General features: G+C 41.9%; 9 protein-coding genes and 1 pseudogene. 2 read left to right on the forward strand and 8 right to left on the reverse strand.

The annotated features are described in order from the left end of the window. Positions 1-89 precede the first annotated feature (89 nt). The 8 genes from ACT8YW_RS21535 to ACT8YW_RS21570 are packed head-to-tail and all read right to left on the reverse strand — an operon-like array spanning position 90 to position 3,386. Positions 90-311, reverse strand: coding sequence for a DUF3873 domain-containing protein (locus ACT8YW_RS21535; RefSeq protein WP_084830403.1), 222 nt, complete (start codon positions 309-311; stop codon positions 90-92). Between the two features lie 12 nt (positions 312-323). Continuing rightward, a complete protein-coding gene (locus ACT8YW_RS21540) occupies positions 324-581 on the reverse strand; it encodes a hypothetical protein (RefSeq protein ID WP_005650240.1) in 258 nt (85 codons plus the stop codon). 26 nt (positions 582-607) lie between these two features. Further along, entirely contained in the window at positions 608-1,888 is a 1,281-nt protein-coding gene (locus ACT8YW_RS21545) for a PcfJ domain-containing protein (RefSeq protein ID WP_057099067.1), read from the reverse strand. Between the two features lies 1 nt (position 1,889). Further along, positions 1,890-2,300, reverse strand: a complete 411-nt coding sequence (locus tag ACT8YW_RS21550; RefSeq protein WP_022217992.1) for a PcfK-like family protein — start codon at positions 2,298-2,300, stop codon at positions 1,890-1,892. Positions 2,301-2,307: 7 nt separating this feature from the next. Continuing rightward, positions 2,308-2,565, reverse strand: a complete 258-nt coding sequence (locus tag ACT8YW_RS21555; RefSeq protein WP_057099066.1) for a DUF6926 domain-containing protein — start codon at positions 2,563-2,565, stop codon at positions 2,308-2,310. Between the two features lie 18 nt (positions 2,566-2,583). Continuing rightward, a complete protein-coding gene (locus tag ACT8YW_RS21560; protein ID WP_013619456.1) occupies positions 2,584-2,802 on the reverse strand; it encodes a hypothetical protein in 219 nt (72 codons plus the stop codon). A 24-nt stretch (positions 2,803-2,826) separates the two neighbouring features. Then, entirely contained in the window at positions 2,827-3,030 is a 204-nt protein-coding gene (locus tag ACT8YW_RS21565) for a hypothetical protein (RefSeq protein WP_022232588.1), read from the reverse strand. Between the two features lie 8 nt (positions 3,031-3,038). Continuing rightward, positions 3,039-3,386: a hypothetical protein gene (locus ACT8YW_RS21570; RefSeq protein WP_057099621.1), complete on the reverse strand. Its 348-nt coding sequence runs from the start codon at positions 3,384-3,386 to the stop codon at positions 3,039-3,041. A 970-nt stretch (positions 3,387-4,356) separates the two neighbouring features. Between ACT8YW_RS21570 and ACT8YW_RS21575 the strand changes: the two are divergent. Together ACT8YW_RS21575 and ACT8YW_RS21580 are read left to right on the forward strand one after the other, a co-directional pair. Continuing rightward, a pseudogene (locus ACT8YW_RS21575) lies at positions 4,357-4,533 on the forward strand (sensor histidine kinase); the annotation flags it as partial. Continuing rightward, on the forward strand, positions 4,526-5,311 hold the full coding sequence (locus tag ACT8YW_RS21580) for a LytR/AlgR family response regulator transcription factor (RefSeq protein ID WP_008669963.1): 786 nt from the start codon (positions 4,526-4,528) through the stop codon (positions 5,309-5,311). The pseudogene ACT8YW_RS21575 and the gene ACT8YW_RS21580, both read left to right, overlap by 8 nt. Positions 5,312-5,426 lie beyond the last annotated feature (115 nt).

The following is a 5,426-nucleotide window of genomic DNA, read 5'->3' on the forward strand; positions in this document are numbered from 1 at the left end:
ATGGTGGCGCAATTTTCAACTGGAATATTGGCGCAATTTTCAATTAGTATCTACACTGAATGTCACAATCAAAGTATCATAGTATGCTGTCATAATCTGTCCTCCTTTCCTTTTATCCATTCATCACGCAGGTGTCTGCACTCCTTCAATGTCGGTCTCACGCAAGAGAAAAGTTCTCCGTCCGTGTGTCGGTAGTCATACTGGAAAAGGGTTGTTCTTTTCCGTCTGATAGTCGTTTGGTACTTTTCGTACTTCTCAGTACCTGCCGTCTGGCAGGTACTCACTCCGTTGATGGTCATTCTTGTTGTCATGGTAGTCATTTATTAAAATTCAACAATCAGCAGTCGGTTCTCCATTACCTTTTCGGGGTCGGTTATCATCCTTTGGGCTACCCAAAGGTGATGCGCTCCGAAGCCGTAGGCGAACAGTCTTCCGAAGTTCTCGTTTTCTGAAAGTTTCGCCATTGAATTGCGGATTTCCGTTTCGCTGAAACTCAAGGACAAGGTGTTTATCAGACTGACAAAGATGTCGGTTACTTTCTCGTCCCATAATATCAGTATGTTTTCTATCTTTATTTCCATATCATGTATATTTTGAAGTCTATAAATCAAGCACTCATCCGCTTGCGGATAAGTTCGGCATTGCTCTCTACAAGACTGATGATGCGGTCGTGGTATTCGGTATTGGAATTGCATACACCTCTGCTCTGTACCACCTTGAATGTTGTCAGTGAAACCTCCACCGTTTCAATGCGTTTGCCGTCAATGGTTGCGGATAGGATAAGGGAGTCTGTCCTCTTGTGATAGCTTCCCACACAATGGTGCATCAGTTTACCTTCAAGTTGCATTTCCGCCACACTCTCAATGACCTTTACAAGAATAAGGTTGTCGGTAAACACAAGTCCGAAGAACTTGCCTTTGGACTTCAGATAATTCTTTTCGTCCTTGACCAACTGCTCCCTGCGTTGCTCCGCTCTTTCCCTTTCTATCTGTTCTTCGCGTTTTCTGACAAGTCGGTCATGTGCCTTTTTCAAGTCTGTCGGACAAACATATTTTGGGCAGTGGGTATCTTTCCCGAAATGTCGGAGCAGTCTTACAAGGTCACACCACATGGAGGCATCTGCAATATGATAGCCGTTTCGGATACAGATTTTTATGGAGTTCCAATATTCATGTAAATTGATATTTGATATGACGGCATATCTGAACATTTCTGTCTGTCCCGCTTTAAGCAATGTTTCCTTATTGCTGTCCGTCAGAATGGCGGTAAAAAATTCGTATGGGGTCAGTTCGTGGAATGCTCCCTTGAAGCCGTTTCGTTTTAATTCGGGAATGATGCGCATTGCCGGATAAGTCTTGTATGCGTCTATGTTGTATGCTTTCAGCATCTTGTTGCTGCGCAAATCCATATCGCTCCATTCAGTCCAAAGGTCATAGTACATCGTGTGCATGGCTCTCAGTCGGGCAATAACTTCGGTCTTTCCGTTTGGGGCAATCCACCATTGCACCACCTCCCGAATGGAATACTCTGCCTTCTGCCCCACCTTGTATGTTGCTCCTACCATAAAGTAGCGCAACACTTGATAGCCTTTTCGGGTCGTAATGATTTCATAATATGCGCTGCCTCTGAAAACTCTCTTTCGGGTATCAAGTATTTCAAGTTCCTTTCCGCAATGGGGACAGCTACAGCCACATATAGTTTCCGCAAGAGTGTGTCCGCCTTTCCAGCGGTGTCCACATTCCGAACAAGTGATAGTTCCGCCTTTTGTGCGGTAGGCATGATGCTTGAAGCAATGTTCAAAAGCGTATGCTTTCTGCTTGTCTGTCAGTTCGGGCAGTCCGCTTGACAAACGGACTACCTCTTTCTGTATGCGTGTTCTCGGTTTCATATCAAAAATCAAATAATGAGGGTTGGACTTGTGTTTCTTTTTTCGCTGTCGGCTTGTTGCGGTTCTGTAGCTTTTGGAGTTCCATCTGCTGATATTGGGCAACCGCCTTTCTTCTTGCTTCCTGCTTTTCCTCTTCTGTCAGTTCCACCACATGGTTTACAACTACTTGACATTGTATAGGCTTGCCTACTTCAATCTCGTTTTCATCGTAATAGTGAATGGCTTGTCCGTAAATCTCTCCGTCTGAAAAGCCGTTGCAACCGCTTTTCTGCACATAGTTCAGAATGTATGTGACACAATCGTCTATGTTCTTGGCTGGGTTGCGGTAGCTTTTGGCGAATAGTTCATCTTCCGCTGCTCTCTGCTCCAAAAACATCTGTATGGTTCGTTTGAAATGGTCTGTTCCTTTCATCATAATCTCAAATTTTAGTCGGGTTGTCGTTCAAATAAAGTATCTCGCAATCTTCCACTTCTGTGGGAAGTCCGAAAAGGGGGTAATGGGTGAAATAAGGCTGTGCGTTCCCTTCTTCATCTGTGAGGGGTGAAACATCTTGTACTTGCCATCGCTTCATCCATCTGTCTATTGTCTGAACTTCATCGTCTGTGAGTGCGGTTGCATCACCATTGATGATATAGGCTAAACTCCATGTGGGTATCTTTTCCGTTGTCCTGTTCATATCCGTTCATTTATTGGGTCAGACAATCTCTTGTAAAATCTCCGTGTGGTATTGTGGAGGACATTCCACCAAAAGAAAACCGATAAAGTCCTTTCTCGCTTCCTTGTTGAGTTCGTGGTATAGCCTTCTTAGGGTTGAATGGTTGCCGTTGATGTAGGTTTCCACCATATACTCAAAGATGTTGTCCACCTCGTAAAATCTGCATTGCTGCGCTGCTGTCTTGCTGTATCGTTTCATAATGCTATGCTTTTGGGAGTTAATTCAAAGTGTCAGTAGCCATAGGAGAAAGCCGAAAATGGCAATGAGGAATATGATGAATACCATTACATTGATAACCATTCGGAATACTCCACAGACTATTTCTCTGATGATGTACCAAAGGATATTGACTATCCAAAGGAAACAGCGCAACAGAAATGCGAATACTGCAAGTCCAATGGATTGCGCTGTCTGTCTTATGTTCATTGCTGCTGTCATTTTGGGTGTCGTTTGTCAAGTTCTACAATTCTGTCAATTCTTCCGTACAATATCTTACGGAGTGCCGTCTTGTCCATAACCTTGTATTCTCTCCATTGTCCGTACTGGCTTACAAGGAATGTCCTCAGTATGTCGGAGAAGTCAAACCGCCATCCTTGCAATGGTATCGCACTTTTGAAATAGGTATTGCCGTTTACCTTTTCGGTTATCCAATTCTTTTCCTCTCTGTTCAGCACCTCGCCATTGTTCACTTTCATACGAAGTCTGTAAACCTTACACTCATGTAGGCTTTCCAATGTCGGAACTTCCCACTTCACGAATTTTGTTGCTACTGCTGCTTCCATATCCATTTGTTTTTATTTTTAATGCGGATTCGAGAGCTGAGGGAGTTGAGTTTCCAACCTTATATGCCTCCCGTTTATCCGACATTTTTTTTAATGCGTCTTTCTGTCGCTTCGGTCGTTTTCGTTTCGGGTGCTTCAAAAAGGTAGGGAGTGGGTAGAGCAAGGGTTTTCAAAGAAAAAATACTACCTGCAGGGCTGGAGATTTTTTCTAAAAACCATTGAGCATCCCAATCCCGGATTTACCTTTGCACCCAGAACGGGAACGATCCACCTGATGCGACTGTCTGAAAGACCATCAAAATGGAGGTAAACGGATGTGGAGGCATATTGGATATGAAATGTTCCGGGAAAAGAAAGAAAGGAAATCTCAAAAAGAAGGGATACGGCGAAAACGTGAAACCGGCAAACATTCCAAGAAAGTATGTTGCAACCGTGTGGCTAAACCTGTTTAGTTATGCGGTTGCAATTTTCTTTCCGGTTTGCCGTCATGGGTAATGGCACTTTTCATTTATGGAAGGTGTGGTTACCCATGACTTCCGTTTTCGATTAGAGGAACCGACAAAAAAAGAAAATCAACAGGTAACAGCCGTAAAAGCACCGCTTGTGGCATAAGCAAAAAAAAGAAAGGGGCCTTGCATCATCAGTCTGAACATGGTTCAGGCGTGACGCAAAGCCCTTTTCTATGCTTATGCAATAGTAGGAACATGGTCGTCAATTTATTGATGATGATGTTCCTACGAATAAATTCGCTTTTACGGAAAAACTTGTCTGTGGAGCTTAAAAAGCTGGATTTTTATTTCAATATATGCCATTAAAGTGCTACTTTTGCATACGAAGAGTTCTTTGAAGGTTACGCAACGCGCAGAAGAATAAAACAGCAGAGAACTAACTAATTCGTAACCTATTATTACTATGAGTTGGTAACTGCAACTCATTTTCAATCACTTAGACCTTTTTCGTAATTTCATACAACAAAGATCAAACTCTTTCCGTAAGAAACAAGATCAAATTAAAAAAGGATGTTGCAAAATCAGGAATGGGACTGAAGAACTTATCTGCCCGCTATCTGCTGATTTGCAACTTGCATATCACAATTATTGACGATTCTGAATATTTCACCGTAAAAATACCTTTACTGAATGAATAAGATAAAAGCCGCTATTATAGAAGATGAAATTCCTGCAGGACGCCTGCTACATAAAATGTTGTCAGGATTAAGGCCAGACTGGGATATAGTTGTATTGCCCGGCAGCATAGAGGGATCTGTAAAATGGTTCCAGGAGCATCCACACCCGGATATAATCTTTCTGGATATCCAACTGACCGACGGCATTTCTTTCGCTTTCATAGAACAGGCCCAACCCGAAAGTATGATTATTTTTACCACCGCTTACGACGAATATGCCATACGTGCTTTTACTGTAAACAGCATAGACTATCTGCTGAAGCCAATAAACAGGGAAAGATTGGCCGAAGCCATCGAAAAGTTTGAAAGATTAACTGCCAGATATGGCAATACCACCCTATCGAACCCATCCAATGAATTACTGAACCTACTGAAAAATATAAGTAATCCGGAAAAAAAATACCGTACCCGCTTCCTGATATCAGGAGACGAAAAGCTGTATACCTTGCAAGTAGAAGATATAGCTTATTTCTATTCTGAAAACAAAATTACCTTTGCCGTCACAAAAGAAGGAAAAGAGCATATCATAGATTTATCGCTCGACAAACTGTCCGAACAACTAAACCCCGATATTTTTTTCCGCACCAACCGGCAAACATTGGTCAGTGTACATGCCATACAGAAAATAGAAAACTATTTTTTAGGAAAAATAATAGTACAGGTAAAACCGCCATTTAAAGATAAAATTACTGTAAGCAGAGAAAAGATAGCTGCAATGAAGCTGTGGCTCAATTATTAAAAAAGTCTGTTTATATGAAAAAGCACTAACTTATAAGTAATAGGAACAGAGTTACTAAAATAACGTGAGTTCGAAATAAGAATAAATATATTTCACTTATAATTAGAAACATAGC

The sequence above is a fragment of the Bacteroides sp. genome, from assembly GCF_052357945.1.
GTDB lineage: Bacteria > Bacteroidota > Bacteroidia > Bacteroidales > Bacteroidaceae > Bacteroides.

Bases quoted from the DNA above. Each gene is read 5' to 3' on its own strand.
- ACT8YW_RS21540 (WP_005650240.1), bottom strand. From the start codon at position 581: ATGGAAATAAAGATAGAAAACATACTGATATTATGGGACGAGAAAGTA.
- ACT8YW_RS21545 (WP_057099067.1), bottom strand. From the start codon at position 1,888: ATGAAACCGAGAACACGCATACAGAAAGAGGTAGTCCGTTTGTCAAGC.
- ACT8YW_RS21570 (WP_057099621.1), bottom strand. From the start codon at position 3,386: ATGGAAGCAGCAGTAGCAACAAAATTCGTGAAGTGGGAAGTTCCGACA.
- ACT8YW_RS21580 (WP_008669963.1), top strand. From the start codon at position 4,526: ATGAATAAGATAAAAGCCGCTATTATAGAAGATGAAATTCCTGCAGGA.
- ACT8YW_RS21550 (WP_022217992.1), bottom strand. From the start codon at position 2,300: ATGAAAGGAACAGACCATTTCAAACGAACCATACAGATGTTTTTGGAG.
- ACT8YW_RS21535 (WP_084830403.1), bottom strand. From the start codon at position 311: ATGACAACAAGAATGACCATCAACGGAGTGAGTACCTGCCAGACGGCA.
- ACT8YW_RS21555 (WP_057099066.1), bottom strand. From the start codon at position 2,565: ATGAACAGGACAACGGAAAAGATACCCACATGGAGTTTAGCCTATATC.
- ACT8YW_RS21565 (WP_022232588.1), bottom strand. From the start codon at position 3,030: ATGAACATAAGACAGACAGCGCAATCCATTGGACTTGCAGTATTCGCA.
- ACT8YW_RS21560 (WP_013619456.1), bottom strand. From the start codon at position 2,802: ATGAAACGATACAGCAAGACAGCAGCGCAGCAATGCAGATTTTACGAG.